The sequence below is a fragment of the Caulobacter sp. GW821-FHT10A06 genome, assembly GCF_059415805.1.
Window position 1 is genome coordinate 286070 of the sequence record NZ_JBWKNY010000008.1, and the last position, 26081, is coordinate 312150.

Consider the following 26081-nt stretch of genomic DNA (forward strand, 5'->3'; position numbering starts at 1 on the left):
GACCACCGCATGGCGGGTCGCCCTCGGTTGTGTCGTCTTAGGTAGGCAGATCCTTCGGCTCATCCCACCAGCCGGAGCGCCTTTAGTCGGCCGGGGTGTCGTGAATCCCGGCCGACCACTTTCCTCCCCTCGTTGAAATCCTCGACCGCCGGTAGGCTGGCGCCATGACGCTCGCCCGACTCACGCGCCGCTCCGCCCTGACCGCTCTCGCCGCCGCCGGCCTTTCGCCCGGCCTCGCCTTGGCGCGCTCGGAGGACTGGAAGGCCCTGGCCGCCGACGTACGGTCCGAGTTCCAGTGGGCATGGCAAGGCTATGTCGCCAAGGCGTGGGGCAAGGACGAGATCAATCCGGTCAGCGGAACCTCGCGCTCGTTCTTCATCGAAGGCCAGGACCTGGGCCTGTCGCTGGTCGAGGCGCTGGACACCCTGTGGATCATGGGCCTGGACGCCGAGTTCCAGGCCGGGGTCGACTGGGTGAAAACCAGCCTGTCGTTCGACGTCGACGGCGAGGCCCAGGTCTTCGAGACCAATATTCGCCTGGTCGGCGGCCTGATCTCGGCGCACCTGGCCTGCGGCGATCCCGTGCTACTGGCCAAGGCTAAGGACCTGGCCGATCGCCTGATGAAGGCCTTCGACGCCTCGCCGCACGGCCTGCCCTGGCGTTATGTGAACCTGAAGACCGGCGCGGTGCGCGATCCCGAGACCAACCTGGCCGAGATCGGCACCTACATCACCGAGTTCGGGGTGCTGAGCCAGCTGACCGGTGACGACCGCTATTTCAAGGCCGCCAAGCGGGCAATGAAGCACGCCCTGGACCGCCGCTCGAAGATCGGCCTGATGGCCGCCAATATCGACGCCCGCACCGGCGAGTACCTCAGCCGCAACGCCAGCATCGACGTCTATGCCGACAGTTTCTACGAGTACCTGTGGGACGCCTGGGAACTGTTCGGCGACACCGACTGCAAGCGTTGGGCGCAGGAGTGCACGGCCGCCCAGCTGGCCCACCAGGCCAAGCGTTATGACGGACGCCTGTGGTTCCCGATGGTGGACTACGAGACCGGCGCGGTGACCTCGACCGCCCAGAGCGAACTGGCCGCCTACTATGCCGGCCTGCTGGGTCAGGTCGGCCACAAGAAAGAAGGCGACGACTACCTGGCCACCTTCACCCACATGCAGGCGACCTTCGGGATCATCCCGGAGTCGATCGACGTCACGACCGCCCAGCCGCGCCGCAAGCACACCGGCCTGCGCCCCGAATATCCCGACGCCTGCCTGAACCTGTGGCTGATCGACCGAGACGAACGCTATCGGGCCCTGGCCGCCCTCCACTATCGCCAGATGAAGGCCACCAGCCGCGCCCCTTACGGCTACACGGCGCTGAAGGACATCACGACCAAGCCGATGACCCAGGGCGACAACTGCCCCGGTTACTGGTGGTCCGAGCAGATGAAATATTACTACCTGCTGTTTTCCGACACGCCGCGCATCGACTACGCCAAGCTGCAGCTCAGCACCGAGGCCAATGTGCTGCGGGGTTTCAAAAAGGTTTAGGGCCGCAAGCGCCAGACAAATTGTCGCACCTCAAAGCGTGGGGCGCGCACCGGCCGGCGACGTCATCCCATTGAGTCCGAACTGCCGCACGCCTGTTGCGTGAATCAGCGATGCAGCACTCGGCTCGGGGGAACTGGATCATGCGACTTCCCGCGTACTCGATCGCGTTAGCGCTGGCGGCTCTGTCGGGAGCGGCCCATGCCGCCGACTTGCGCGAACGCCTCTATGATCCGTCCGGTGGCGTCATGGTGGTGGCCCACCGCGCCTGCCACGCCGCCGCCCCGTCGCGCGGCCTGACGACCGCCGTCCCCGAAAATTCCCTGGCCGCCCTGGAGCGCTGCATCGCCCTGGGCGTCGACGTCGTCGAGATCGACGTGCGCCGCACCCAGGACGGCGCTCTGGTGCTGATGCACGACGCCAAGGTCGACCGCACCACCACCGGCAAGGGCAAGGTCGCCGACCTGACCCTGGGCGAGCTGCAGGACCTGCGCCTTAAGGTCGGCGGCGCCGAGACCGCGTCTTCGCCCCCCACCCTGAGCGCCTTCCTGCGCCTGGCGCGCGGGCGCATCCTGGTCAATCTCGACCTCAAGGGCGACGCCCAGCTGGCCGCCCAGGTCGCCCGCCTGGTGCACGATGTCGGCGCCGACGACTGGGTGTTGTTCAAGGCTCGCGCCGACCTGGGCGCCACGCCGATCGCCGACCAGCCGCTGTACAAGAACCTGGCCTTCATGCCGATCGTCGGCGGCAAGGGCGCTCGGCACGCCGACCAGTTGGGCGCGATCACCACCGCCCAGGCTTCCGGCGCGCAGGCGATCCCGGCCGTCGAGCTGGACGCGCTGAAGAAGGACGGCTTCGCCGCCGTACGCGACGCCGCCCGCGCCGCCCACGTCCGGGTCTGGACCAACAGCCTGGCCGGCAAGGGCGTCAGAGGGGTGCCAGACACGGCCGGCGACAGCCACGCCCTGACCGATCCCGATAAGGCCTGGGGCGGCCTGATCGCAGAGGGCGTCAATGTCGTCCAGACCGACTATCCGGCGGCGCTGCTCGACTATCTGAACGACCGCGACCTGCGCGGCCGGGCGTCCACCTCTATCGCGGTCGCAGACGCGCGATCGCCCGCTCCAGCCCTGATCGCCGCGTCGTCCAGGTCTCGCTAAGCGCGGTCGCCTCGGCCTCGAGGTCGCGGCGGCGGCGTTCCAGATCCGCTTCGGAGTCGCGCTGCTGCGCCTCGGCGAAGTCGAGGGCGTCCTCGGCTTCGGCGAGTTTCCGTTTGCGCTCGGCCTCGGCCTTGTCGTCTTTCTTCGGCTTGGGCTTGGCCTTGGCCTTGGCCAGCTTGGCGACCTCGGCCGGCAGCCCGCCCTCGGCCCGGCGGATCACCGCGCCCGGCGCGGCCAAGGCCGCCTTGGCGTCCGGCGCATCGGGCGCTTCCTGCGCGACGCCTTCCTTGAAGAGATCTCGATCCGTCTCCCAGGCCGCTAGCGCCTTGGCGCGCGACGTCGCCGCCACGGTGTAGCGGTGGAAGCCGTCCGACCAGGTGAAGACCTTGGGTGCGCGCGCCATGACGCGACAACGGCCAGCGCCGCGGCGCTGTTCCAAGTCGTGGAATTCTAAAGGAAAGTAGTCCGTCCTGGTGGCGGGGGGCGGGATCGAACCGCCGACCTGTGGGTTATGAATCCACCGCTCTAACCATCTGAGCTACCCAGCCATCGCCAGGACGGACGCGGGTCATACCTCCGAGTCCGCTTCGCATCAAGCCTTGGATGTCATTCCGTCCAGGGCTGCTTCCAGACGTCGCGCCAGCTCGCCGGGGCCGTATTCGTCCAGCACCAGCGTGCGAGCGGCCGCGCCCAGGCGCTTGGCGGTCTCGCGGTCGCTGATCAGTTCGCCCAGGGCCTCGCCCAGGCGATCGGGGTCGTCGTCGGGGACCAGGCGACCGTTGACGCCGTCCTTGAGGATCTCGTCCGGGCCGTCGATCTCGGTGGCCACCACCGGCAGGCCGACCGACATCGCCTCCAGCAGGGTCAGCGGGAAGCCCTCCTGGTGCGAGGGAAAAGCGAAGAGGTCGCCCTTGGCCAGGAAGCCGGCGACGTCGTCGGTCCAGCCGGTCAGCTTCACGCACGGGTCGAGGTCCAGCTCCTTGATCAGGGCCTCGAGGTCGGCGCGCTCGTCGCCCTCGCCGGCGATCTCGCAGGTGACGTCGAAGTCCCAGGATCGCAGCTTGCCCACCGCGCGGATCAGGACGTCGAAGCCCTTCTTCACGTGCAGACGGCCGGCGGCGACGATCTTCACCGTCGCCCCTTCGCCGCGCGAGAAGGGCTGGGCCTGGGCGCTGGGCGCCTTGACCGAGTTGGGGATGAACCAGACGTGGTCCTGTGGCGCGCCGCGCTCCACGGCCAGCTTCGCCAGGTGCCGGCCCACGCACAGATAGTGGACACCAGGCGCGACCTCGAACGAGGGCTTGTGCAGGCAGACCGCTTGGATCGCGCCAGCCGGAGCCACCTTGCCGAACACTCGCGCCGGCCGCTGGCCGTGGCTGAGGATCAGGTCCGGCGCGGCCGCGCGCACCACGCCCTTGGCGGCGGCCAGGGTCAGCGGGTCCCAGTCGGTGAAGGCGTCCATCGGGACGAAGGCCGGCGTGCGGGATGCCCCGCGCCGCGCCACCGCCCCGCCCTTGCGGACCACGCCCGTGCAGCGACCGCCGTGCCTGGCGGCCCACGTCTCCAGGATCGGCTGGTAGTCCAGGAACACCTGCTCCAGACCGCCCAAGCCCTTGCCCAGCATGGCGTGCAGGATGTTGGTCAAGGCAGGCTCCGGGGAGGCGTTTACGGGCCGGGACCATCGTGGGGTCCGGGCGTGGTGTCAACGCGGGAGCGGGACGGATAGATGCTCCCCCGCGATGCGGGGGAGCTGTCGCGGAGCGACTGAGGGGGCGAGCTGGAAGACCGCCGAGCTGGCCCCCTCCGGCCCTCTGGGCCACCTCCCCCGCATCGCGGGGGAGGATCACTTCCCCAGCAACACCTTCACCGCCACATCCAGCTGCGCATCCCCCGCCTCGCCCAGCGAACGATCGACATCCACGTCCACCGGACGCGGGTTCAGCTCCATGTTCTGGCCGCGCAGGTCCTCGATGCGGATGAACGGCAGGCGCACGGTCGAGCCGTCGATCAGCTGGCGGCCGCCGGTGAAGATGATCCAGCCGGCGGTCGGCTTGCCGACCACCTTGCCCAGGCCCAGCGAACGGTAGCCCTCGGTGAAGTCCTCGGCGTCCGACAGCGACGACTCGTTGGTGACGAGCACGGTCGGCAGGCCCAGAGCCCGTTGGCCCAGGTTCTGACGCGAGGGCACCGGGAAGCGGTCGCGGGCGGTCATCATCAGGTAGTTGCGCCGCGCGAACACATCCAGCGCATGGCCGTTGACGTAGCCGCCATTGTTGTTGCGCACGTCGATGACCACGCCCTGCTTGCCCTGGTTCTGGGCGTCCAGGTCGATATAGAGCTGGGCCAGCGAGGCGTCGGACATGTCGGCGATGTGGACATAACCCAGCTGGCCGCCGCTGACCTTGTCGACATAGGCGCGGCGGTCATTGACCCACTGGCGATAGAGCAGGCCCGTCGCCGTCGTGGTCGAGACCGGCCGCACCACCACGTCGCGGCGGCTCTTGCCGGCGGTGTCCGCCACCGTCAGCACGGTGCGCTTGCCGGCCTGGCCGCGCAGCAGCTTGTCCAGATTGACGCCGGCCGACAGCTGCTCGCCATTGACCGCCAGCAGGGCCTCGCCCGGCCGGATCGAGCCTTTCAGCGCTGCCGGTCCGAGCGCGATCACCTCGCTGACGACAAGACCCTTGCCGGCCTCATAGGCCTCGCGGTCGAAACGCAGGCCGAGGTTGGCGGCGCGCACCACCGGGGCGGCCGGATCGGCGGCCTTGTTGATGCCCGAGTGCGAGGCGTTCAGCTCGCCGATCATCAGGTTGATGTTGCGCCGCAGCTCGTCGCCCGTCCGCGACCCGGCGATGTAAGGCGCCCACTTTTGACGTAGGGCCTCCCAATTCGCGCCGTGGAACTTGGGATCATAGAAGCCGCGGTTCAGCACGCCCCAGGCCTGTTCGAACACCACGGTCTTCTCGACGTCGAAGTCGACGTCCAGCTCGGCATTGGCCGCCAGGGGCTTGGGCTTGGGCGTGTCGACCGGGGTCGAGACGATCGCGCCGCCCTCCAGGAACCAGACCTCCTTGCTGTCGGGCGAGAAAGCGATGTCGCCCTTGGGCTTGCGGGTCGAGGTCAGCTGCACCGGGACCGGCGGCTCCTTGGCCAGCTCGTCCAGATTATAGGTGTAGAAGTTGCTCTGGCCGGCCTGGCGGGCGCGGAAGACCAGGGTCTTGCCGTCGGGGCTGATCAGCGGGTCGCCGACATCCATGCCCAGCGGCAGGTACGCGGCGCGTTCGCGGATGCCCTCGAACACGATCCGGGTCGGCTCGACCTTCTTCTTCGGCGCGGCAGGCTTGGCGTCGGTGACGGGCTTAGCGGGCGCATCGGTCTTGGCCGGTTCGGCCTTGGGCTCGGCCGGCTTGTCGGGTGCGTCGGCGGGCTTGAAGAGGTCGCGGAAGGCGTCCTCCTTGAACTTCGGCACGTTGGGCAGCAGGTCGACGCGCAGGATCTTGGCGTCCTCGCTGCGCTGGCCCATGTCGACCAGCAGGTACTTGCCGTCGGGCGACCAGGCGACCTTGCCGACATTGCCGTTGGCCAGGAAGGTCACCGGCCGCGCCGCCCCGCCGTCCAGCGACACGACATTGACGTTGTCGAACGCCTTGCGGTCGGAGACGGTGAAGGCGATCCAGCGGCCGTCGGGCGACCAGGTCAGCGGGGTGTCGTCGAAGCCGCCCAGCGGTCCCTGGAACAGCACGCGGTCGGTGGCGACCTTGCCGGCCGGGTCGAAGGTCATCACCCGGACCTCCTTGCCGTCGCGCACATAGGCCAGACCCTTGCCGTCCGGCGACCAGGTCGGGACGGTGTTGCGGGCCGCACCGGTCGTCAGGGCCGTCTCCTGGCTGGTCGCGAAGTCCCAGGCATAGATGTTGGCCGCCCGGTCGCGTTCGGAGACATAGACCAGGCGCTTGCTGTCGGGCGACCAGGTCGGGTCGCGCTCCAGGATCGGGGTGCGGGTCACGCGCTGGGCCGCGCCGCCGTCCTTGGTCGACACCGCGAAGACCTCGCCATGAGCGATGATCGCGGCCTTCTTGCCGTCGGGCGACAGGGCCAGGCTGTCGAAGCTGGTCTCGTTCTTGTGGGTCTCGCCGGCGACAGCGGGCGCGCCGCGCAGGGCGATCGCGACCTTGCTCGCCTGACCGGTGGCCGTATCCAGCCGCCAGACGGCGAAGTCGCGCTCGAAGACGATCGTCTTGCCGTCATAGCCGATGGTCGGGAACAGCAGGCGGCCGTCGGTGAAGCGGGTCACCTGCTGCGGGGTCCCGCCGAGGGGCAGGCGCCACAGGTTCTCGGTCCCGCTCTCGTCGCTCATGTACCAGAGCGCCTTGCCGTCCGGGCTCCACATCGGCCAGTTGTGCTTGGATCCGGCCGGGAGAAGCTTCTGATAGCCCGCGCCGTCGATGGTCTTGAGCCACAGCTCGCTCTCGTCGATGTGCGAGTGGCCGTTGCGCCAGAACTGGGCGCTGGACATGCCCTTGGCCGCCAGGGCGACCGAACGGCCGTCCGGCGACGGCGCGCTCTGGAATTCGTTGAGGTAGCGCTCGCGGCTGACTTCCAGGGGCGTGCCGCCGGTCGCGGCCACGCGGTAGACATCGCCCAGCCGCGCCACGTCGTTGACGCCCGAGGTAAAGTAGATCCACTTCCCGTCCCGCGACCAGCCGTCCAGCGCCTCGGCGCTGTCGCCGAAGGTCAGGCGGCGCAGCTCGCCGGTGGCCAGGGTCAGCACATAGATGTTGGGCACGCCCGACCGCGTCGAGACGAAGGCCAGCGACTTGCCGTCGGGCGAATACAGCGGCCGGGACTCGGTGGCCTCGTCGGTGACCAGCAGGCGCGCCTGGCCGCCGGCGGCGGGCACGGTCCACAGGTCGCCCCCCGAGGCGAAGGCGATCTCACTCCCATCGGGCGAGAGCGCCGGCTCGGCGAACGACGGCAGGGCGTCGGCGGCCATGGCGGAAGAGGCGCTCAATGCGAGCGCCGACACAGCGCCCAGCAGCGCTTTCAGTTTGAGACCCATGGGGACGCCCCTCGCCCTAGAAACTCCGAAGTCGGAATTGCTAGCACGCGCGGAGGCGTGGCCAAGGGCTCAGCTGCATGAACGATTTGTCATGCGCCCAGCAGGCGGTCCGCGACTTCTTCGCCGATGGCCAGGCTGCTGGTCAGGCCGGGGCTCTCGATGCCGAACAGCGCCATCAGGCCTTCGAAGCCGTGATCCTCGACGCCGCGCAGCTGGAAGTCGGGCTGGGGCTCGTCGGGGCCATGCAGCTTGGGCCGCACGCCGGCATAGTCCGGGACCAGCTTGTCGTCGGGCAGGCCCGGCCAGAACTTGCGGATATAGGCGGCGAAGGCTTCGGCGCGGGCCGGGTCGACCGAATAGTCCGGCGCCGGCACATATTCCAGGTCCGGCCCGAACACCGCCTGGCCGCCCAGGTCGTTGCGGTAGTGGGTGCCCAGCGCCCCGTGGATCGGCGGCGGATAGATCAGCCGCTGGAACGGCGCCTTGCCGGCCAGGCGGAAATAGACGCCCTTGCCGTAGTGGGCCTTGGGGATGTGGTCGGCGGGATAGCCCTCGATGCGCCCGGCGACGTCCTGCGACGACAGGCCCGGCGCGGTGACCAGCAGCCGGCAGGTCAGGCTGGTCGGATCGGCGCCGCCGGCCCGAACCTTGAAACCGCCGCCCTTGAAGACCTCGGCCCCCTCGAACGGCGTGCCCAGCACCACCGCCCCGCCGGCCGCCTCGATCTCGCCGTGCAGGGCCAGCATGTAGTCGTGGCTGGCGAAGACGCCGCTCTCGGGCGACAGCAGGGCCGCATGGGCGTTGAGGCCGGGCTCCATCGCGCGGGCTTGCGCGCCGGTCAGCTTCTCCATGCCCTCGACGTCATTGGCCAGGGCCTGGTCCCAGATGGCGTCCAGGCGTGGGATCTCGTCGTCGGAGGTGGCCACCACCAGCTTGCCGCAGCGCTTGTAGGCGATGCCGTGGGTATCCAGGAATGCGTACAGCAAGCGCCGCCCCTGCACGCACAGCTTGGCCTTCAGCGACCCGGTCGGATAGTAGAGCCCGCCGTGAATGACCTCGGAATTGCGCGACGACACGCCCTGGCCGATGTGGGTCTGCTCTTCCAGCACCGCGACGACCAGGCCGCGCTTGGCAAGGGCGTAGCCACAGGCGAGGCCGACAGCGCCTGCGCCGACGACGACAGCGTCAAAATCGAATTCAGTGGTCATTTCAGCGTCGCCGAACGCGCGATCAAACCGGTGATCACGACTTCATTCCAGCCTTCAGGTCGGCCAGCATCTCGGACAGGGACGGTAGGCTGTCGCTGTCGTCAGGATCGACAACATCGGCTTCCAGGACGTCCAGCAGCGCTTCCAGTTCTTCCGAACCACCGACGATCTCCGCCGCGCGGCGATAGTTCAGCTCGGCCAGTTCCGCCGCCACGCCCTCGTCCAGCGAGGCGAACTCGCCGCGCTCGACCCGCGCCTGCAGGTCGGCGGCGTCCTCGGGGCTCAGCGTGACGGTCACGGGGTTCGCAGGCTTGTTCATGCCCGAAACCTAGCACGAACCACCGACCGCGCCAGCGCGTTGGCTTCTCATGACCAAGCCCGCCGCCCCTGAGAAGGAAGAGCTCCTCCGCGCTATCGGTCCCCTACAGCTGACGCTGTACGCGGCCGGCAGCATGATGGGCGCGGGGATCTACGGGCTGATCGGCAAGGCGGCCGGACAGGTGGGGTCCGCGGTCTGGGCCTCGTTCCTGGTGGCGCTGGTCGCGGCGTTGCTGACGGGTCTGTCCTATGCGTCCCTGGCTTCGCGTTATCCCAAGGCGGGCGGGGCGGCCTATGTCACCCAGCGGGCGTTCCGCAAGGGCCTGCTGACCCACGTCATCGGCCTGGCGACGGCCTGTTCGGGCCTGACCTCGATCGCCGCCGGGGCCTGGGTGATCGGCGAGAACCTCTCGACCTTCAAGGCGCTGGCAGCCGTCCCGCCCGTGGTCATCGCTTTGGCCTATGTGCTGCTGATGGCCGGCATCGTGTTCCGGGGCATCCGCGAGTCGATCTGGGCCAACCTGGTCTGCACCTTCATCGAGGCCGGCGGCCTGTTGCTGGTGATCCTGGTCGGCGCGCGGTTCTGGGGCGCGGCCGACCTGTTCGACATCCCCGCCCCCACCAACGGCGCGGCGACCGGCCTCGTGCCGCTGCTGATCGTGCAGGGCGCGGCCCTGACCTTCTTCGCCTTTGTCGGTTTCGAGGACACCATCAATGTCGGCGAGGAGGTCAAGGACCCGCGCCGCACCCTGCCGGTCGGCATCATCGTGGCCATGGGCCTGACCGCGCTGCTCTATGTCGGGGTGGCGATCACCGCCGTCTCGGCCATCCCCTGGCGCGACCTGGCCGAGGCCAAGGCCCCGCTGGCGGCGGTGATGGACAAGGCCGCGCCGTGGCTGCCGGGCTGGACCTTCGTGATCATCACCGTCTTCGCCGTCGCCAACAGCGCGCTCGTGAACTACGTCACCGCCTCGCGCCTGCTGTACGGCATGGCCCGAGACGGCCGCCTGCCCGGTCCGCTGTCCAAGGTCCACGCCAAGCGGCGCACCCCGCACGTGGCGATCGGCGTGCTGCTGGCCATCGTCGCGGCCCTGGTGCTGATGGGCAATGTCACCCAGCTGGGCGAGGCCACGGCCCTGCTGCTGCTGGCCGTGTTCAGCGTGGTCAACATCGCCCTGCTGGTCCTGCGCAAACGCCCCGGCGAGCCGCGCGGCGCGTTCGAGCCGCCGGCCGTGGTCCCGATCCTGGGCGCCGTGGTGTGCGTGGGCCTGATCGCCGTGCGTGTCGCCACGGGCGACCTGGCCGCGCCGCTGACGGCGGGCGGGCTGATCGCCGTGACGCTGGTGCTCTATGCGATCATGCACCGGAGTTCGTCCGACGCGCACGCGGCGCGCCGGACACCGGGTTAAGGTCTCGGGCTAGATCAGCTCACGCCCCACTGTTCCCACAACTTGGCCTCGGCCGCCTTGGCGGTGACCACCGAGGCGTCCTTCACGTGGCCGTAGCCGCGAATCTGCTGCGGGATCTCGGCGATCTTGACGGCCAAGGGCAGGCTCTCGGTCGAGAGGCCGGCGGCCAGGCGGTCCAGGGTGACCTCGTACGAAGCCATCAGGCCGCGCTCCATCTTGCGCTCCTCGGTGTGGCCGAAGATGTCGAAGGTCCCGCCGCGCAGGCCTTTCATCTTGGCCATCATCGGGAAGGCGACGTCGAGCATCCAGCCGCCGAAGGCGATCTTCTTGGGCTTGCCGTCCGGCCCCTTGGGGGCCAGCAGCGGCGGCGAGAGCCAGACCTTGGTCTTGCCGCCCTTGAAGGTCCCGGCCAGCTCGGCCGCGAACCGGCCGTCGGTATAGAGCCGGGCGACCTCGTACTCGTCCTTGTAGGCCATCAGCTTGTAGAGGTTGACCGCCGCCGCGCGGGTCAGGGCTTCACCGCCGATGGCGGCCTCGGCGGTACGGACCTTGGCCACCTTGTCGGCGTAGCGCTGGGCGTAGGCGGCGTTCTGATAGGCCGTCAGCTCGCGGATGCGATGGGCGATCAGCTCGTCCAGCGGCATGACCTCGGGCGTGGCGACCTTGTCCTCTTTCACGGCGATCGCCGACGGATCGTGGGCGATCCGGCGGCCCAGCTCGAAGGCCTGCAGGTTGGCCTCGGCGTCGACGCCGTTCAGCTTGATGGCGCGATAGAGGGCGCGGCTGGACAGCGGGATCACGCCGCGCTGCCAGGCGAAACCGACCATGATCATGTTGGCGTAGATCGCGTCGCCGAACTCGGTTTCCGCCAAGCGCTGGGCCGGACAGGCGTCGAAGGTCTGGGTCGCGCCCTTGATCCGGCGCGCCATGGCCCCGCTGTCGAAACGCACGTCGCGGCTGGTGACGAACTCGGCCGTCGGGGCGAAGTCACTGTTGCCGAAGGCCCGCGTGCGGTCCTTGGCATAGAGCGACAGGCCTTCCGGCGAGGCGGCCACCAAGAGGTCGCAGGCGATCAGCACGTCGGTGCTAGCCGCGGCGACGCGACCGCCGACGATGCTGTCCTCGGTCTCGCCGATCTTGACGTGGCTGAACACCGAGCCGCCCTTCTGGGCCAGGCCGGTCATGTCCACGACGCTGCCGGCGCGGCCGTCGATGTGGGCGGCCATGGCCAGGATCGAGGCCACGGTGGTGACGCCGGTGCCGCCCACGCCCGTGAACAGGATCTTGCGCACGCCGACCAGCGGCTCGAACTCGGGCAGCGGCGTCGACTCGGCGGTCAGGGCCGCCGGCAGCTTCTTGGACTGGGCGTTCTCCGCGCCCTCCAGCGTGATGAACGACGGGCAGAAGCCTTCGACGCAGCTGTAGTCCTGGTTACAGGACGACTGGTTGATCTTGCGCTTGCGCCCAAACTCGGTGGCCAGCGGCTCGACCGAGACGCAGTTGGACTTCACCGAGCAGTCGCCGCAGCCTTCACAGACCAGCGGGTTGATGAAGACGCGCTTGGTGGCCTTAGGCATGCTGCCGCGCTTGCGACGGCGCCGCTTTTCGGTCGCGCAGGTCTGGTCGTACAGCAGCACCGTGGTCCCGGGCGTGTCGCGCAGCATCTCCTGCACGCGCATCAGGTCCGAGCGCGGGAAGATCTCGACGCCGGGGGCCAGGTCGGTGACGCCCTGGTAGCGCTCCAGCTCGTCGACGACGATGACGGTCTTGGTCACGCCCTCGGCCGCCAGTTGGCGGGTGATCTGGGCAGGGGTGAAGCCGCTCTCGGCGCGCTGGCCGCCGGTCATGGCGACGGCGTCATTATAGAGCAGCTTGTAGGTGATGTTGGTCTTGGCCGCGACCGCGCCCCGGATCGCCAGCGAGCCGGAGTGATTGTAGGTGCCGTCGCCCAGGTTCTGGAAGACGTGCTTTTCGCTGGTGAACGGCGCCGCGCCCACCCAGGTCAGGCCTTCGCCGCCCATGTGGGTGTTGAGGTCGGTCATCGGGTCGTTGAACCCGGCCATGTAGTGGCAGCCGATGCCGGCCAGGGCGCGCGAACCGTCCGGCAGCTTGGTCGACGTATTGTGCGGGCAGCCCGAGCAGAAGAACGGCTTGCGGGCCTGGTCGGCGGCCAGGCTGACGGCGGCGACGCCGGCGGCCGAGACGCGGTTCAGATAGGCGCGGGCCCGCTCCATGTGCGGGCCGTCCGGCAGGCGGTCGTAGATGGCCAGCGCGATTTCGGCGACCGACAGCGAGCCCAGCTCCGACAGCAGCGGCGCGCCGCGTTCGTCGATCTTGCCGATGATGCGCGGGCGAGCTTGGGCCGGCAGGTCATAAAGCGCGGCGCGAGCCTGCGGTTCGATCAGGGCGCGCTTGTGCTCGATAACCATCAGGGTCTCGAGGCCGGCGGCGAAGGCGCGCAGGCCCAGCGGCTCCAGCGGCCACGGCATGCCGACCTTATAGATGGAGACACCCAGGTCGGCGGCTTCCTGCAGGGTCATGCCCATGGCCGTGAAGGCCTCCAGCACGTCCTTATAAGCTTGCCCTTGGCAGACGATGCCCAGGCGGGCCTTGCCGACGCGGACGTGCGAGGCGCCCAGCACCACGCGGTCGATATTGTTCGCGCGGGCGAAGGCCAGGGCCGCCGGGATCTTGTGGAGCCGCATGCGCCGCTCCTTCTCCATCGGCTGGTCCTTCAGGCGGATGCCCAGGCCGCCGGGGGGGAAGGCGAAGTCGGGGATCACCACCTTGTGGCGGTCCAGTGAGACGTCGATCGTCACGCCGCTATCCATGGTGTCGGCCAGGGCGATCATGCCGGTCCACAGGCCGCTGAAGCGCGACATGGAAATGCCCAGCAGGCCGTAGTCGAGGACCTCCTGGACGTCGGCCGGCGACAGCACCGGCATCTCGAAGTCCTGGAAGGCGAATTCCGATTGCGACGGCAGGGTCGAACTCTTGCAGCCGTGGTCGTCGCCGGCCACCGCCAGCACGCCGCCGGTCGGGAAGACGCCGGCGAAATTGGCATGCTTGAAGACGTCGCCGGTGCGGTCGACGCCGGGCGCCTTGCCGTACCACATGCCGAACACGCCATCATAAAGCGCGCCGGGGAAGAGGTTGGCCTGCTGGCTGCCCCACACGGCGGTGGCGGCCAGGTCCTCGTTGAGGCCTTCCTGGAAGACCACGTCATGCGCGGTCAGCAGCTTCTTGATGCGCGCGGCCTGCTGGTCGAGACCGCCCAGCGGCGAGCCGCGATAGCCCGACAGATAGCCGCCGGTATTCAGCCCCGCGAGGCGATCCAGGCGCTTTCGATCGAGCAAAACCCGGAGCAGAGCCTGCACGCCGGTGATGAATGCCCGACCATCTTCGAGCACATATTTGTCGTCGAGCGTGACTTCCGAGTGCCGCATAGCAAAAATTTTCCTCCTGGGTCTTCCCGCCCGTTACGCAATATCTTATAGAAGCGCGGAAATTGTTTGCCCAAGGCGTGCCCGACTCGCGGTCGTTTTGCGCAAGAAGTGAGCGTCAACGCCCGCTGGGGGGAGGAATTTCTTGTCCGAACAACTCGACGCCGTGGATGCCAAGATCCTGGATCTCATCCAACACGACGCCGGACTGTCCGTCGCGGAGATCGCCGAACGAGTCGGCCTCTCGTCCAGCCCGTGCTGGCGCCGGATCAAACGCCTGGAAGACGCCGGCGTCATCCAGCGTCGCGTCACGATCCTGGACCGCGAAAAGCTGGGCCTGGGCTTCGAAGTCTACTGCACCGTGAAGCTGTCCCTTCCGACCAAGGAAAATCTGGACACGTTCGAACAGGCGGTCGGCAAGTGGGCCGAGGTCGTGCAGTGCGCCACCGTGACCGGCGCCGCCGACTACGAGATGCGCATCGTCACCCGCGACATGCGCGCCTTCGACGAATTCCTGCGCGACAAGCTGCTGTCGCTGGGCCTGGTGTCAAACATCGAGAGCCGCATCGTGATCCGCGGCGTCAAGAACTCGACGGCCGTGCCGCTGGGCCTAATCAGCCCGTACGTGAGCCCGCTGGGCTAAAGACCACACACCGAGCATCCCCGCGAAAGCGGGGATCCAAGCTGACTTTCAAGGCTTGGCAGGACAGCGCATCATCGTCCAACTCGGCTTAGGTCCCCGCTTTCGCGGGGATGAGCGGGTTTAGGATTTCCGACATCGAGGGGAGGCCGTCATGGCCACATCGAGCACTGGTAGTGCGTCGACGCGACGCGTGCTGGCCGCCAGCCTGATCGGCACGGCGGTCGAGTTCTACGACTTCTATATCTATGCGACCGCCGCCTCGCTGGTGTTCGGGCCGCTGTTCTTCCCGGCTTCCTCGCCGTCGGTGCAGCTGCTGGCCTCGTACGCCAGCCTCAGCGTCGCCTTCATCGCCCGTCCGCTGGGCTCGATCGTGTTCGGTCACTTCGGCGATCGCATCGGCCGCAAATCGACCCTGGTGGCGTCGCTGATCATCATGGGCGGCTCGACCCTGCTGGTCGCCTTCCTGCCGACCTATCACCAGGCCGGCTGGATCGCGCCGTTCATGCTGTGCCTGCTGCGCTTTGGCCAAGGCTTTGGCCTGGGCGGCGAGTGGGGCGGCGCGGCGCTGCTGGCGGTCGAGAACGCCCCGCCTGGCTGGCGCGCGCGCTTTGGCATGTTCCCGCAGCTGGGCGCGCCAGTCGGTTTCATCGCCGCCAATGGCCTGTTCCTGCTGCTGGGCGCGGTGCTGACGCCCGAGCAGTTCCAGGCCTGGGGCTGGCGCCTGCCGTTCCTGGGCAGCATCCTGCTGGTCGGGGTCGGCCTGTGGATCCGCCTGAAGCTGACCGAGACGCCCGCCTTCGAAGCCGCAGCGCACGAAGCGCCGCCCGCCCACGTGCCGGTCGCCGAGCTGTTCCGCACCCATCCGCGCGAAGTCATCGGCGGCACCTTCGCCGTCGTCGCCTGCTTCGCCCTCTTCTACCTGACCACCGCCTTCTCGCTGGGCTATGGCGTCACGACCCTGGGCTATGGCCGCCAGGTGTTCCTGAGCGTCCTTCTGGTGGCGATCCTGTTCATGGCCGCCGGCATCATCTGGGCCGGCTACTGGTCGGATGCGACGAGCCCCCGCCGCGTGCTGATGGCCGGCTCGGCCCTGACCCTGGTCGCCGGCGCGGCCCTGGCTCCCATGATGGGCTCGGGCTCGCTGTGGGTGATCGGCGCGTTCCTATCACTGGCCCTGGTGGTCATGGGCCTGGTCTACGGACCGCTGGGGGCCTGGCTGCCCAGCCTGTTCCCGGCAAGGGTGCGCTACACCGGCTCGTCGATAGCCTTCAATGTCGGCGGCGTGATCGGCGGCGGCATGACCCCGGCCATCGCCCAGTTCCTGGCTGGCCACGGCGGCCTGAAGCTGGTCGGCGTCTATCTGGGCGCCGCCGGCCTGATCAGCCTGCTGGCGCTGCTGCCCCTGAAGCGCACCGACGCGCTGTAGGGTTCAAAAACGCGAACCTTGCATTGTAGCCTTTGAACAAGACGACGCGGGTCGGTCCCGGCTAAGTTCCGCTCATCTCTTCCCGGAGCCGACCCATGATCGACCTCGTCATCGAAGCCCGCCGCCACGACATCGGAAACTTCGAGGTCGGCCGCGTGCTGCCCTTCCACGCGCGGCGGATGGTCGGCCCGTTCACCTTCCTGGACCACATGGGGCCGGCCGAGTTCGCGCCGGGCTTTCCCAAGAGCGCCGACGTCCGCCCGCACCCGCACATCGGCCTCTCCACCCTGTCGTACCTGTTCCAGGGCGAGATCACCCACCGCGACAGCGTCGGCTCGCTGGCCGTGATCAAGCCGGGCGAGGTCAACTGGATGACCGCCGGCAGCGGCATCACCCACTCCGAGCGCTTCGAAACCCTGCGTCGCCAGGGCGGCCGCATGGACGGCATGCAGGCCTGGATCGCCCTGCCCAAGGAATATGAAGAGACCGACCCCGGCTTCAGCCACCACGAAGGCCCGGCCGAGCTGCCGTCCTATGAGAGCGGCGGGCTGAAGGCGCGGCTGATCGCCGGCGAGGCGTTCGGGGCCAAGGCCAGCGTGCCGGTCTTCTCGCCGCTGTTCTATGTCCACTGGGAGCTGGAGCCGGGCACGACCGCGGCCCTGCCGGCCGAATATTCCGAGCGCGCGGCCTATGTCGCCGACGGCCGGGTCGAGGTCGACGGTCGTGAACTGTCAGCCCTGCAGATGGCCGTGTTCGCCCCGGGCGAGACCGTGGTCTTCAAGGCCCTGGAGCGCTCGACCGTCATGCTGCTGGGCGGCGAGCCCATCGGCCCGCGCTTCATGGAGTGGAACTTCGTCTCCTCGTCCAAGGACCGCCTGGAGCAGGCCAAGGCCGACTGGAAGGCCGGCCGCATGAAGCTGCCCGACCTGGATCACGACGAGTTCATCCCGCTGCCGGAAGCCAAGCCCGCGCCGCCGCCACAACCGCTCTGAGGCAACCGAACCTCCGCATTGGGATTATCTCCCTCACCCGGCGCCAAGGCCGGATATGGGAGAAGATGCTCATGCGTATCGTGACGATCGCGGCCGTGGCCGCCCTGGGCCTGACGCTGATGGCCTGCGAGAACAAGGCCGAGAAGGCTCAGGAGGCGGCGACCCAGAGCAGCGCCGCCGCCGCCGACGCCCAGAACGCGGCCGCCGCCGCGACGGACGCGGCCAATGCCAGCGCTGACGCCGCCGCCACGGCGACGACCCAGCCGGCCAAGGAAGCCGCGGGCGACGCCGCTGCTGCTGCCGGTGATGCCGCCGAAAAGGCCGGCGACGCCGCCCAGAAGGCTGGCGACAAGGCCAAGGACGCCGCGCACTAGTCTTAGCGCGCGTCTCCAGACAAGAACGCCGGCCGCTCACGCGCGGCCGGCGTTTTTCGTTCTAGCCGTCGATGTCCCAGCCCAGCGCCACCCGGCCGGTTAGCACGGTCTGCGGCTTTTCCTGCAGCGGGTGATACCGCGCGCCCTGCACGTCGCGGAACGCGCGCTCCAGGCCGGCTTGGCGATAGAACGCCTGTCCGCCTGCCGCCTCCATGGCCCGCTCCACCGTCTCGATGGCCGAGCGGCCGACCATTGTGCGCAAGGTCATGGCCAGGCTGGTGCTCTCGACGCCAGGCGTCCCGGTCTCGGCCAGGTCGATCATCCGCGCCATCGCCAGGTCGAGCGCGGCGTAGCTGTTCTCCATCTCACCCACCAGGCTGGCGGTCAGGACGTCGGGGGTCCTCTTCCGCACCAGCTCCAGGGTTCGCGTCCGCGCGCCATCGGCGACGCCGGCATAGGCCGAGTAGATCAGCGGGAAGGCGATCATGCTGATGATGTGGAACAGCATGTGCCACGGCCCCGCCGGCCGCCGGCCCGAGATCGCCGCGTCGGGCACGAAGACCTGCGTCAGCTCCACGTCGTTCGAGCCGGTGCCGCGCATACCCAGCACGCGCCAGGTGTCGCGGATCGCCACGCCCGGCGCCTTCAGCGACACGCCGAAGTGCAGCACGGTCGGCCCGGCCTCCGGGTCGTCATAGACGGCGCTGGTCATCAGCAAGTCGCCGGCCGGAGAGCCGCTGGAGAAGGCCTTGCGGGCGGTGATCGCGAAGCCGCCCTCGACCTTGACCGCCGTCCCGCCGCTGGCCAGCCAGTCCGAACCGCCGCTGGAGACCAGCACCAGGTCCTCGGCCACGAGGCGCTTGAGCAGCCCCTCCGTCGGCGCGCCCTGGTGACGCCAGCGCCAGGCGGCGACGGCCACGAGGTGGCTATGCATGGCGAAGGCCAGGGCCGTGGAGCCGCACGCGGCGCCCAGCCGGCGGATGACCTGGCCGATCTCCGTGACCGTGGCCCCGCCGCCGCCGAACTCGACGGGGACCAGCGCCTTGAAGAACCCCTCGCCCTTCAAGAGGGCGTAGGCCTCGACGACGAAGCTGTCCTCGGCGTCGTGTTCCGCCGCGCGCTGGGCGATCTCAGCGCCGATCTTGTCAGCGCGGGCTAGCCAATCGGCGGCCGGCGGCGCGGTAGTGTTTTCGGGTGCGAGCAACATGTCGTAACTTCCGTCTGGGGCGGACGAGCAACAGAGGTCCGCGTGATGCGAAACCTTGTGTCGCGAACACGCTGTACCTGCCTAGTTCAGCAACTGAACCGACCCGGTACAGGAACTGAACTAGCGGCCTACTCAAGCAGCAGTCTACACGCCGCCAGGGATTGATGGGGAGAGGGAATGGCGCAAGGCAGCTACAGGCAGTTCTGTCCGGTCGCGATGGCGGCCGAGATCCTGTGCACGCGCTGGACCGTGGTCCTGCTGCGCGAGATGGTCGCCGGCTCGACGCGGTTTAACGAGCTGCGACGCGGCGTGCCGCGCATGTCGCCGGCCCTGCTGTCGCAACGCCTCAAGGATCTGGAGGCCTCCGGCATCGTGCGCCGCGACGCCCTGCCCGGCGAGCCGGAGGTGTTCGAATATCGCCTGACCCAGGCGGGCAAGGACCTGGAGAGCCTGATCGACGCCTTCGGCCGCTGGGGCCAGCGCTGGGTCAGCACCGACCTGTCGCTGCAGCAGCTCGATGCCTCGCTCTTGATGTGGGACATGCGCCGCAACCTGGACCCCCGCCCGATGTCGCGGCCCAAGAGCGTGATCCAGTTCCGCTATCCCGAGCAGGCGCCGGCCGACCGCTCGTGGTGGCTGCTGGTCGAGCCCGAGACGCCGGTCGATCTGTGCTCGGTCGATCCGGGCTTCGACGTCGACCTCTATGTCTCGACCGACCTTAGGACCATGACCGCCATCTGGATGGGCCACGACACGGTGCGCCAGGCGCTGGGCGAGGAGCGCATGCTGCTGACCGGCGACAAGGTGCTGGCGTCGGACATGCAGGCCTGGCTGGGTCTCAGCCCCTTCGCCAAGACCGCCAGCATGGTCGGCGCCTGACGGCTACTTGTAGCGCCGCTGCTCCTTGGCCCCGTGGCGCACATAGTGCTTGCGCGGGTCGATGCCGGAAGCAGCGACGTCGGGATTCAGGTCCAGATAGCGCTGCGGATCGAAGTCCTTCGGCGCCTTGCCGGGGAACAGGCTCGCCCAGCGGTCCGCCGAGACCGGAGCCGGCGCGGTCGCGCCGCGCTTGGGGACCTCGGCGATCGGGCGGTCGATATAGACGTTCGGGGCCAGCTTGCCCGTGGTGACATCGACGATGTCGCGCAGGTCCAGATTGCCGGCCAGCGGGTCCGAGAACGCCGGCGTGTAGTAGGCGCAGTCGTCGAAATAGTAGTGGGTGACCTGAGACCAGCGGGTGCGGGCCGGGTCGTTCTGGCGGCTGCCGCCGTGTAGCAGATTGGCCGCCCAGATCAGCGCCTGGCCCTTCTTCGGCCGGAAATATTCCGGCTTGGTCCCGGTGGCGTCGATCAGCGCCCGCCAGGCTTCCTCGAACGGCGGCTGGGCGAACTCGGCGGCTTCCGTGCCCGCCACCTTGCCGATCGCGTCGTTGTAGAGGATCGGCCACTTGTGCGAGCCCGGATAATAAACGAGCGGGCCGGCGTCCTCGTGGATGTCCTCCAGGGCCAGCCACACGCCGCACATGAAGCGCTCGGGCACGCTGGAGAAGTGGATCGAGTCCGAGTGGACGTGCTGCTGCGTCCCGACCGGGAAGTTCAAGGTCTGGAACGGAAAGGCGCGGCGGCCATAGAGCTTGGACAGCAGCGCCAGCACCGCCTCGTTGGCGGCGATGGCGCGGACGTCTTCGTGGGTGCGCCAGGCGTCCTGCACCCGCAGGCCGTCATTGGCCGCCCAGCCCTCGGCCCGCCAGCGGTCGAAGTCGTATTGCGGGGTCAGGTCGGCCTTGATGCGCTCGATGCGCGCGGCCAGGTCCTCGTCCGGGAAGTCGAAGACCGCGAAGCCCTTCTCGTTCAGCTGGATGGCGACGTCGCGCTCGCTGTTGGACAGGCCCATCTGGTCCAGCGAGGCCGCGAACAGCATCGATTCCACCAGCGGCACGCCGGGCAACAGTTTCTGAGAGACGGTCATCGACATGCCGCCGGCTTAACCGGCGCCACACGGCATTTCCAGAGGATTTCAGCGATCGCGGTTGATCGGCGCCCGCCCTCGCGCGCATAAAACCGCATGACCGACACCGCCTTCGCCCAATTCGCCTTTGCCGAGTTTGTTAGGGGCCTGCCCAAGGCCGAACTGCACATGCACATCGAGGGCAGCCTCGAACCCGAGCTGATGTTCGAGCTGGCCCAGCGCAACGGGATCACCCTGCCCTTCGCCTCGGTCGACGAGATCCGCGCGGCCTACGCCTTCTCGAACCTGCAGGACTTCCTGGACATCTATTACCAGGGCGCGGGCGTGCTGATCACCGAGGCGGACTTCAGGGACCTGGCCCTGGCCTATTTCAAGCGCCTGGCGGCCGACGGCGGCACGCATGCCGAGATCTTCTTCGATCCGCAGACCCACACCGATCGCGGGATCGCCTTCGACGTGGTGATGAAGGGCCTGCTGGCCGGCATGAAGGAAGCCGAAGAGACCCTGGGCGTCACCTCCAAACTGATCCTCTGCTTCCTGCGCCACCTGTCGGAAGAGAGCGCCTTCGAGACCCTGGAACAGGCCAAGCCCTGGCTGTCGGACCTGGCCGGCGTCGGCCTGGACAGCTCCGAGGTCGGCCACCCGCCGGCCAAGTTCGCTCGCGTCATGCAGGCCTCGCGCGACCTTGGCCTCAAGGTCGTGGCCCACGCCGGCGAGGAAGGCCCGCCGGCCTATGTCTGGGAAGCCATCGACTTGGTGAAGGTCGACCGCATCGACCACGGTAATCGCGCCCTGGAGGACGAGGCCCTGACCGCGCGCCTCGTGAAGGACGGCACGACCCTGACCGTCTGCCCGCTGTCGAACCTGAAGCTGTGCGGCGTGCCCAGCCTGGACGTCCACCCGCTGAAGACCATGCTGAACCTGGGCCTGAAGGCGACGGTGAACTCCGACGACCCGGCCTATTTCGGCGGCTATCTGCTGGAGAACTACCTGGCCACCGCCGGCGCGATCGGTCTCACGCGCGAGGACATCGTCACCCTGGCCAAAAACAGCTTCACCGGCTCATTCCTGAGCGAGGCCGAAAAGGCCCAGCGGGTGGCCCAGGTCGAGGCCTACGCGGCGGCCCACTAGTCCTGTGACCGTCGTCGCCGCCAACGCCTATGTCGACGGCAAGGTCGTCCGCGCGCTCAGCCTGGACGATCCCGCGAGCCTGACGCCCCAAGGCGACGAGTTTGTCTGGATCGGCCTCGTCGAGCCCAGCGAGGCCGAGCTGCGCGTTCTGCAGCAGACCTTCCACCTGCATCCGCTGGCGGTCGAGGACGCGCTGAACGCCCGCCAGACGCCCAAGGTCGACGTCTACGGCGAGCACCTGTTCGTCGTCGCCAAGACCGCCCACTTCGCCAACGACCACATCGACTATGGCGAGACCGACTTCTTTGTCGGCCGCCGCCACCTGATCACCGTCCGCCACGGCTCGGCCCGGGCCCACACCGAGCTGCGCGCCCAGCTGGAGGCCACGCCCGCCCTGCTGGCCAAGGGCGTCGACTATGTGCTGCACGCCGTGCTGGACTTCATCGTCGACGGCTACATGCCGATCGTCGACGCCATCGAGGAAGAGCTGCAGACGTTCGAGCGCCGCACGCTGGACGCCTTCCTGACTCGCGCCGAGATCGCTCGCATCTTCAATCTTCGCCGGGCGCTGATGAAGTTCAAGAAGCTGCTGGGCCCGATGACTCAGGTGGTTAGCGCGCTGGAGCACCACGACCTGCCCTGCATCGACAACGACGTGCGGGCCTATTTCCGCGACGTGCGCGACCACATCCAGCGCACCGAGATCCTGGTCGACGGCCTGCGCGAAGTGCTGACCTCGGTCTTCGAAATCAGCAGCCTGCTGGAACAGCAGCGCCAGGGCGTGATCACTCGCCAACTGGCCGCCTGGGCCGCCATCCTGGCCGTCCCGACAGCGGTGGCCGGCATCTACGGCATGAACTTCGAGCACATGCCCGAGCTGAAGTGGGAATACGGATACTACGGCGTGCTGGCCGGGATCGTGGTGATCTGCGGCCTGCTGTACCGGCGGTTCAAGAAGGCCGGCTGGCTTTAGGCGCCGGAGACTTCGAGAATTTCACGGTGCCGGGCGGCGTCGATGCCGTCGCGTTGCTCCTGGGCCAGGCGGCTCTTGTCGCTTTCGAGCAGGGCCAGGGTCGGGCGCTCGTCCGGGGTCTGGAACTGGATCAGGACGCGGGTGCCCAGCGTCGTGCCGGGATAGGGCGCCAGGCGATTGGCCAGCTTGGCCGGATGCGGCGGCTCTTCGCGGCCGTCCTCTTCGTAGAGTTCGAGGTAGCGCTCGAAGACCTCGGCCTCGACCTCGGCCCAGGCGCCCCAGCCGAAATAGTCGTCCTGATCCTTCAACGGCGTGGGCAGGATGCAGCGGATGAAGAAACGATCGCCCCACTCGCACAGGTCGTCGTTGTAGCGGACCTGCTCGGCCTGCTCTTCCTCGGACAGCGCGAACACCTCGTCCGGCAGCTCGAAACCCCAATCGAGGGTCAGGGGAAACTCTTCGGCCATCGGAACCTTCGGCGTGAAACGACGCGCCGATGATTAGGCCAAGTCGCGGCGCGGCTCTAGGCCACCGCGTCGCGCAGGGCGTCGCACAGGCGGTCCAGGCCCTCGATGTCGAGGTTCGGATCCAGGGCGATGACCACGGTCGAGGCCGCCAGGTGGTCGGCGATCGGGGTGTCATCGGTGGCCAGCGAGCGATCGCGGACCGAGCAGCTGGCCTGGATGCCGGCGGCCTGGAGCTTCCAGGCCACGGCGCCGGCGTCGTCGGTCGGCAGGCTCAGCGCGCAGGTCTGCGAGATCCAGCTCATGCCCCAGCCCGGCTGGAAACCGACGCCGCTGTCCAGCAGCAGGACGCGCAGCTGCTGGGCCGTGCCGCACAGGCGCTGGCGCAGGCCCGGCCAGGCGGCCAGGCCGTCGTCGCCGCTAAAGGCTTGCGCCTCGATGTCGTTGATGACCGTGGCGTCCTCGCAGGCGACGAAGACGCCCGCCCCACCGGGGAGGCCCACGAGAACCGGAACCGGCGCCTCGATCACCACGTCGAAAGCGCCGGCGGCGTCGACCAGGATCGGCAGGCCGGTCTCAGCGCGGAAGGCGGCCCAGGCGCGCATGTCGGGGGCGCGGCCGTGGGCGGCGGCGGGAACAATGACCTCCAGCGGACCGGGCGCATCGGGCAGGCGCTCACGCAGGTGATTGGTGTCGAACATGGCGCTGAACGGATCGACATCGACCAGCCAGGCCTTCAGGCCCGCGGCAGCGACGCCGGCCAGGGTCTCGGGATCGGCCAGGGCCGAGACGACGCAGACGCCGCCTTCCCGCACGCCCAGCGCCTTCAGCGCGGCGGTGGTGGCCTCGACACGATCGGCGAACGAACGAAGCGCGACGGGACGAGCGAAGCGGGCGGCCAGGCGCTGATCGAGGTCCGAGCTGTGGCCCGCGACGCCGAGGGCGGCGGCGACCGCGTCGAAATCGATCGGCGCGCCAGATGCGCGGACAAACGCCCTCTGCTGGAGGGCGTTGAGCTGAGCGGCGACGGGCTTCGGGAGCATTTCAGACGCAATCCACGACGAACCGGGCGACCGCAATGGCCGCACCATATGGTTAAGCAACCGTATTCATCGATTCCGCTTGGCCTAATGTGGCGCGCGGTCGCGGCAAAAAAGTCTATGCGCTAGGCGAAACTTGCCATGAGTCTCGCAGTTCGCGCTTCAAAACCTTGCCGATATGGCTTCTTGGCAGGCTTTCGACGACACGGACGTCCGCCAGCCGCTGGGTCTTGCCGACCTGGCCGTTCACGAAGGCCCGGATTTCTTCCGAATCCGTGGCGCCCCGAATCGCCACGAAGGCCACCGGGGTCTCGCCCCACTCGGCCGAAGGCACCCCCACTACCGCCGCCTCGACCACGGCCGGGTGCTGGACCAGCACCGCCTCCAGGTCGGACGGATAGATGTTGAAGCCGCCGCTGATGATCATGTCCTTCTTGCGATCCATCAGGGTCAGGAAGCCGTCCTCGTCGAAGCGGCCCACGTCGCCCGTGCGGATGAAGGTCCAGCCCTCGGGCGAGGTCCAGATCGCCTCGGCGGTCTTGTCCGGGCGGCCATGATAGCCGTTCATGGTCGCGGCCGAGCGACCGACGATCTCGCCGACCACGCCCGGACCAACCTGGACGCCGTCCTCGTCGATCAGGCGGATGTCGTGGCCCGGCGCGGGCTGGCCGACCGTATGCAGCTTGTCGGGATGCTCGTGGGCGATGAGGATGCAAGTGCCCCCGCCCTCGGTCATGCCGAAATACTCGACCAGGCCGCCGGGCCAGCGTCGCAGCACCTGGGCCTTCAGCTCGGGCGCGAACGGGGCGCTGGTGCAGAACTTCAGGTGCGTGCTGGAGAGGTCGTAGTCGCCGAAGTCGGGCCGCTCCATCAGGCGGCGGTACTGCACCGGCACCAGCATGGTGTGGGTCATGCGGTGCTGCTGGGCGAGCGCCAGGTACTTGCCGGCGTCGAACTTCTTCATCAGCACGACGGTGCCGCCGCCGGCCAGGGTCGGGAAGAAGCAGACCAAGGTGGTGTTGGAATAGAGCGGGGTCGACAGCACGCTCACCGCCGTGGGGCCGTAGCCGACCGCGTCGCCTCGGAAGACGTGCTTCCAGCGCATGCCGTGCGACTGGACGATGCCCTTGGGCGTGCCGGTGGTGCCGCTGGAATAGATGATGTTGAAGGGGTGCTCGGGGCCGATCGTGACCGGGGCGGGCTGGGCGTCCAGCGGGGCCAGCCAGGCGTCGAAGTCGCGGTCCAGGTCGATCTGGCGGACCGGGATCGGCGCGGGCTTCTGCGCCTCGGCCACGCCGGCGTCGAGGAAGAACAGCTTGGCCCCGCAGTCGGCGACCATGCCGGCGATGGCGTCGGGAGTCGACGACGGCGCGATCGGGGCGACCGCGACGCCCGCGCGGAGACCGCCCAGGAACAGCGCCGCATAGGGGATCGACGACAGGGCGCAGACGGCGATCGCCTCGCCGGGGTTCACGCCATCACGCTGCAAGGCGGCGGCGGCGCGGTCGACCAGGGCGTCGAACTGGGCGTAGGTCACCGCCTCGCCGGTCTCCATGATCACGGCCGGATGGTTGGGGCCTTCCTGGGCGCGAACGCGCAGGATGTCGCCGAGCGTGCCGTAGTCGGCGGACATCATGGCGGCGATGGTGGTCATTCAACTACTCCTCCCTTCCCCTTTGATGGGGAAGGGTTGGGGATGGGGTGACAGCGTCGGACGTG

21 protein-coding genes and 1 tRNA gene are annotated in these 26081 nt (G+C 68.5%); 10 read left to right on the forward strand and 12 right to left on the reverse strand.

The genetic code is table 11. From position 1 onward, the window contains the following. Positions 1–164 precede the first annotated feature (164 nt). Together AC07NF_RS24025 and AC07NF_RS24030 are read left to right on the forward strand one after the other, a co-directional pair. Complete coding sequence (locus AC07NF_RS24025; protein ID WP_494633231.1) at positions 165–1550, forward strand: glycoside hydrolase family 47 protein; 1386 nt, start codon at positions 165–167, stop codon at positions 1548–1550. A 140-nt stretch (positions 1551–1690) separates the two neighbouring features. Continuing rightward, positions 1691–2707, forward strand: coding sequence for a glycerophosphodiester phosphodiesterase family protein (locus AC07NF_RS24030; protein WP_494633232.1), 1017 nt, complete (start codon positions 1691–1693; stop codon positions 2705–2707). Here AC07NF_RS24030 and AC07NF_RS24035 read toward each other — a convergent pair. The 6 genes from AC07NF_RS24035 to AC07NF_RS24060 all read right to left on the reverse strand — a co-directional run bounded on the left by AC07NF_RS24035 (position 2640) and on the right by AC07NF_RS24060 (position 9293). Then, on the reverse strand, positions 2640–3110 hold the full coding sequence (locus AC07NF_RS24035; RefSeq protein WP_494633233.1) for a hypothetical protein: 471 nt from the start codon (positions 3108–3110) through the stop codon (positions 2640–2642). The two genes, AC07NF_RS24030 and AC07NF_RS24035, sit on opposite strands and share 68 nt — an antisense overlap. Positions 3111–3178: 68 nt before the next feature. Further along, a tRNA-Met gene (locus AC07NF_RS24040) sits at positions 3179–3255 on the reverse strand. Positions 3256–3299: 44 nt separating this feature from the next. After that, complete coding sequence (locus tag AC07NF_RS24045) at positions 3300–4352, reverse strand: glycosyltransferase (protein WP_494633234.1); 1053 nt, start codon at positions 4350–4352, stop codon at positions 3300–3302. Positions 4353–4550: 198 nt separating this feature from the next. Then, entirely contained in the window at positions 4551–7766 is a 3216-nt protein-coding gene (locus AC07NF_RS24050) for a S41 family peptidase (protein WP_494633235.1), read from the reverse strand. A gap of 89 nt (positions 7767–7855) precedes the next feature. Beyond that, on the reverse strand, positions 7856–8974 hold the full coding sequence (locus tag AC07NF_RS24055) for an NAD(P)/FAD-dependent oxidoreductase (protein WP_494633236.1): 1119 nt from the start codon (positions 8972–8974) through the stop codon (positions 7856–7858). Positions 8975–9008: 34 nt separating this feature from the next. After that, complete coding sequence (locus AC07NF_RS24060) at positions 9009–9293, reverse strand: hypothetical protein (protein WP_454717754.1); 285 nt, start codon at positions 9291–9293, stop codon at positions 9009–9011. Positions 9294–9342: 49 nt separating this feature from the next. Between AC07NF_RS24060 and AC07NF_RS24065 the strand changes: the two genes are divergently transcribed. Further along, the gene (locus AC07NF_RS24065; RefSeq protein ID WP_494633237.1) at positions 9343–10701 is read left to right on the forward strand and encodes an APC family permease; all 1359 of its coding nucleotides are present in this window, start codon (positions 9343–9345) and stop codon (positions 10699–10701) included. Positions 10702–10715: 14 nt separating this feature from the next. On the opposite strand, the gene AC07NF_RS24070 is transcribed toward AC07NF_RS24065, so the two are convergent. Then, entirely contained in the window at positions 10716–14147 is a 3432-nt protein-coding gene (locus AC07NF_RS24070) for an indolepyruvate ferredoxin oxidoreductase family protein (protein WP_494633238.1), read from the reverse strand. Positions 14148–14289: 142 nt separating this feature from the next. On the opposite strand from AC07NF_RS24070, the gene AC07NF_RS24075 reads away from it, so the two are divergent. From AC07NF_RS24075 to AC07NF_RS24090, 4 genes are all read left to right on the forward strand, one after another. Continuing rightward, positions 14290–14787: an Lrp/AsnC family transcriptional regulator gene (locus AC07NF_RS24075; protein ID WP_047409974.1), complete on the forward strand. Its 498-nt coding sequence runs from the start codon at positions 14290–14292 to the stop codon at positions 14785–14787. 151 nt (positions 14788–14938) lie between these two features. Then, positions 14939–16213 carry an MFS transporter gene (locus tag AC07NF_RS24080; protein WP_494633239.1) on the forward strand — a complete coding sequence of 425 codons (1275 nt, stop codon included), beginning with the start codon at positions 14939–14941 and terminating at the stop codon, positions 16211–16213. A gap of 95 nt (positions 16214–16308) precedes the next feature. Beyond that, entirely contained in the window at positions 16309–17205 is an 897-nt protein-coding gene (locus AC07NF_RS24085; protein WP_494633240.1) for a pirin family protein, read from the forward strand. Between the two features lie 71 nt (positions 17206–17276). After that, the gene (locus tag AC07NF_RS24090) at positions 17277–17579 is read left to right on the forward strand and encodes a hypothetical protein (protein ID WP_492813477.1); all 303 of its coding nucleotides are present in this window, start codon (positions 17277–17279) and stop codon (positions 17577–17579) included. 61 nt (positions 17580–17640) lie between these two features. Here the strand turns inward: AC07NF_RS24090 and AC07NF_RS24095 are convergent, their stop codons facing one another. Next, the gene (locus tag AC07NF_RS24095) at positions 17641–18786 is read right to left on the reverse strand and encodes an acyl-CoA dehydrogenase family protein (protein ID WP_494633241.1); all 1146 of its coding nucleotides are present in this window, start codon (positions 18784–18786) and stop codon (positions 17641–17643) included. Between the two features lie 177 nt (positions 18787–18963). Between AC07NF_RS24095 and AC07NF_RS24100 the strand changes: the two genes are divergently transcribed. Continuing rightward, a complete protein-coding gene (locus AC07NF_RS24100; protein ID WP_494633242.1) occupies positions 18964–19665 on the forward strand; it encodes a winged helix-turn-helix transcriptional regulator in 702 nt (233 codons plus the stop codon). 3 nt (positions 19666–19668) lie between these two features. Here AC07NF_RS24100 and AC07NF_RS24105 read toward each other — a convergent pair whose 3' ends face one another. Beyond that, entirely contained in the window at positions 19669–20754 is a 1086-nt protein-coding gene (locus tag AC07NF_RS24105; protein WP_494633243.1) for a phytanoyl-CoA dioxygenase family protein, read from the reverse strand. A gap of 96 nt (positions 20755–20850) precedes the next feature. On the opposite strand from AC07NF_RS24105, the gene AC07NF_RS24110 reads away from it, so the two are divergent. Further along, complete coding sequence (locus tag AC07NF_RS24110) at positions 20851–21885, forward strand: adenosine deaminase (protein ID WP_494633244.1); 1035 nt, start codon at positions 20851–20853, stop codon at positions 21883–21885. 4 nt (positions 21886–21889) lie between these two features. Next, positions 21890–22858: a magnesium/cobalt transporter CorA gene (corA, locus tag AC07NF_RS24115; RefSeq protein ID WP_494633245.1), complete on the forward strand. Its 969-nt coding sequence runs from the start codon at positions 21890–21892 to the stop codon at positions 22856–22858. Here corA and AC07NF_RS24120 read toward each other — a convergent pair. The 3 genes from AC07NF_RS24120 to AC07NF_RS24130 all read right to left on the reverse strand — a co-directional run bounded on the left by AC07NF_RS24120 (position 22855) and on the right by AC07NF_RS24130 (position 26016). Continuing rightward, positions 22855–23325 (reverse strand): DUF2199 domain-containing protein, encoded by a 471-nt coding sequence (locus AC07NF_RS24120; protein ID WP_494633246.1) that lies wholly within the window; start codon positions 23323–23325, stop codon positions 22855–22857. The two genes, corA and AC07NF_RS24120, sit on opposite strands and share 4 nt — an antisense overlap. A gap of 56 nt (positions 23326–23381) precedes the next feature. Further along, positions 23382–24365 (reverse strand): DegT/DnrJ/EryC1/StrS family aminotransferase, encoded by a 984-nt coding sequence (locus AC07NF_RS24125; RefSeq protein ID WP_494633247.1) that lies wholly within the window; start codon positions 24363–24365, stop codon positions 23382–23384. A gap of 115 nt (positions 24366–24480) precedes the next feature. Beyond that, positions 24481–26016 (reverse strand): class I adenylate-forming enzyme family protein, encoded by a 1536-nt coding sequence (locus AC07NF_RS24130; protein WP_494633248.1) that lies wholly within the window; start codon positions 26014–26016, stop codon positions 24481–24483. Positions 26017–26081: the final 65 nt, after the last annotated feature.